The organism is Pseudomonas sp. NPDC088885, from assembly GCF_044750025.1.
Lineage (GTDB): Bacteria > Pseudomonadota > Gammaproteobacteria > Pseudomonadales > Pseudomonadaceae > Aquipseudomonas > Aquipseudomonas rustica.
This window is the reverse complement of sequence record NZ_JBIVJB010000006.1, coordinates 125,206-126,054: the sequence shown is the minus strand read 5'-3', so window position 1 is coordinate 126,054 and position 849 is coordinate 125,206. Positions and strand designations below refer to the sequence as shown.

1 protein-coding gene is annotated in these 849 nt (G+C 58.7%); it reads right to left on the bottom strand.

All coding sequences use genetic code 11. The features are described from left to right. Positions 1–39 precede the first annotated feature (39 nt). The coding region (gene dapA, locus ACIP1X_RS06495; RefSeq protein WP_400750435.1) for a 4-hydroxy-tetrahydrodipicolinate synthase at positions 40–849 on the bottom strand (810 nt) is incomplete at its 5' end.

The window sequence follows — 849 nt, the reverse complement described above, 5'->3', positions numbered from 1 at the left end:
AAAGTCCGGCCATTCGCTTCATGCGTTGTACTTCCTCAATTAAACCAGGACGCTGCACTGGCGCAGGGCCGAGCGCAGCGTTTCATGACAAGGTGTGCTCAGCCAGGTCAGCGGCAAGCGGATGCCTTCGTGCATCAGGCCCATTTCAACCAAAGCCCACTTCACCGGAATCGGGTTGGCTTCGATGAACAGGTCTTTGTGCAGCGGCATCAGTTTTTCGTTGATGGCCCGTGCGGTGTCGGCGTCGCCTTTCAGCGCGGCCTCACACAGATCGGCCATTTCGCGCGGCGCGACGTTGGCGGTCACGGAAATGTTGCCTTTACCACCCAGCAGGATCAGTTCAACGGCGGTTGGATCATCGCCGGACAGCACGATGAAATCTCTGCTCACACCATCGATGATCGCTTTGGCGCGTTTCAGATCGCCGGTGGCTTCCTTGATACCGATGATGTTCGGCACGGTGGACAGGCGAATCACGGTCTCGGCCTGCATGTCGCACGACGTGCGGCCCGGAACGTTGTAGAGAATCTGTGGAATGTCGACCGATTCAGCAATGTGTTTGAAGTGCTGGTACAGGCCTTCCTGAGTCGGCTTGTTGTAGTACGGAACGACCAGCAGGCAGGCATCGGCGCCGGCTTCTTTGGCGTTGCGGGTCAGCTCGACGGCTTCGCGGGTCGAGTTGGCGCCAGTGCCGGCGATGACCGGGATGCGCCCGGCAACCTGTTTGACCACGGCTTTGATGACGGCGATGTGTTCTTCTACATCAAGAGTTGCCGACTCGCCGGTAGTACCGACCGCGACAATGGCATGGGTGCCGTTCTTGAGATGGAAGTCCACGAGTTTGCTGAG